The sequence below is a fragment of the Halodesulfovibrio aestuarii DSM 17919 = ATCC 29578 genome, assembly GCF_000384815.1.
GTDB classification, from domain to species: domain Bacteria; phylum Desulfobacterota; class Desulfovibrionia; order Desulfovibrionales; family Desulfovibrionaceae; genus Halodesulfovibrio; species Halodesulfovibrio aestuarii.
Window position 1 is genome coordinate 1 of record NZ_ARQF01000004.1, and the last position, 2,057, is coordinate 2,057.

General features: G+C 42.1%; 1 protein-coding gene and 1 pseudogene. Both read left to right on the forward strand.

Annotated features, from left to right (window positions below; translation table 11 throughout):
• Positions 1 to 103: 103 nt before the first annotated feature.
• Positions 104 to 220 (forward strand): annotated as a pseudogene (locus tag F461_RS19600) (calcium-binding protein); the annotation flags it as partial.
• A gap of 12 nt (positions 221 to 232) precedes the next feature.
• A partial coding sequence (locus F461_RS0100050) for a calcium-binding protein (protein WP_248642535.1) occupies positions 233 to 2,057 on the forward strand: 1,825 nt, incomplete at its 3' end.

Below are 2,057 nucleotides of genomic sequence, written 5' to 3' on the forward strand. Positions count from 1 at the left end.
TCATGACACGATTCACGATAATGCTGCTGAAGCCACAAGGTATTATACCAATGACAGAATAAAGTTTGGGGAAGGGATAACAAAGGATGATTTAGCTTTTTCCTTGGACGGTAATGATCTCGTCATTACCTTTAAAGGAACAGATAGTGATTCTATCCATATCGTTGAAGGGGTAAGTAATAATTATAAGCTAATAGACTATATTGACTTCGCAGATGGTAGCTCGTTTTCTGTGCGAACTGAACTTTCGGAGATATCTCTTACTGAGAATGCAGATATAGTTGATCAATCCTCGGCTCAAATTGCACTCACGTTAAACGGCCTTGGTGGTGATGATAGCATAAGTACAGGTAGTTCTGCAGATACAATTGATGGCGGAACTGGTGACGATACCATCAACGCCGGTGCTGGTAATAATATCGTATATGGTGGTGAGGGAAAGGATACAATTACAGCAGGTAGTGGTGCAGATACCATTTCCGGTGGTGCCGGTGATGATATAATTAATGCCGGTTATGGTAAGAATATCCTGCACGGTGATGACGGAAATGATACTATCACCGCAGCGAGTCATAATGATACCATATATGGCGATGCTGGTGATGACAGCATTATCGTTAGTGGTGGAACCAATGAATTACATGGTGGTGAAGGTAATGATACTATCATCACAGGTCTTGGGACAAACACTATTGAGGGTGGCTTAGGTGATGATACTCTGGAGGGGGGAGCAGGGTATGATTACTATATTTATAATCGTGGCGATGGTCATGATATTGTCCATGATAATGCTTCAGGAAAACATTCAGGGACTGTTAACGGTGATAAAATAATATTCGGAGAAGGAATAACTGAGAATGATCTTGTTTTTTCATTAGATGGCACTGACTTGGTTATTACGTTTAAAGGAACAGAGAGTGATTCCATCCGTATTGTTGATGGGGTAAGTAATACTTATAAGTTAATAGACCGTATCGCCTTTGCAGATGGTAGCTCGTTTTCCGTGCGAAATGAGTTACCGGAAATCTTCTTTACCGAGGGCGCCGATACTATTGATCTATCATCGACTCCACTGGCTCTCACGTTAAAAGGTCTTGGTGGTGACGATATCATAACCACAGGTAATTCTGCTGATACAATTGATGGTGGGGCTGGCGACGATATAATTAATGCCGGCTATGGCGCAAATACAGTATATGGTGGCGATGGAAATGATACTGTTACATCACTAAATAATAATGACACTATCTTTGGTGGTGCCGGTGATGATGTAATCGATGCCGGCTATGGTCGGAACATCGTCTATGGTGGTTCTGGTAACGATATCATTTCTGTAGGTAGAGGGAGTGATACTGTATTTTGTGGCGCAGGCGATGATACAATTAGTGCTATTGGTGGTAATAATACACTGTCGGGAGGCGCAGGCGATGACACTCTAAATAGTGGCTCTGGCGCAGATGTCTATATATACAATAGTGGTGATGGCCATGATATTATTCATGATAATACCGCTAACCTCTCTCAGGCATCGACAGATATACTAAAGTTTGGAGAAGGAATCTTTGCTTCTGACATTCTGCTACGTTCTGATGGTGACGATTTACTTGTCGTCTTTAAGCATAGTTCAGCTGACTCAATCCGAATTGTTGATGCTCTTGGAAGTGGATACAATCAAATAGAACAGTTGGAATTTGCTGATGGTTCTATCTTTATTGTTAAAAACACTTTGTCAAATCAGGATTTTATAGAGTTAGGTGAAATAGAACTGTCATCTTCTGCGTCTTCATTGGTTGATAAAATTGGCACAGAGGGAGATGACCTTCTTGTTACTGGCTCTGAAGACAATAGAATTTTAGGGCTAAGTGGAAATGACACCATCAATGCTGGTGGCGGTAACGACATAATTATCGGCGGCTCCGGTAACGACATCATCAATGCCGGAAATGGTAATGACGTAATTGTCGGCGGCATCGGTAACGATACAATTACAGGCGGTATCGGCGGCGATACCTACATCTTCAACATAGGTGACGGACACGACACAATCACTGAAGGCG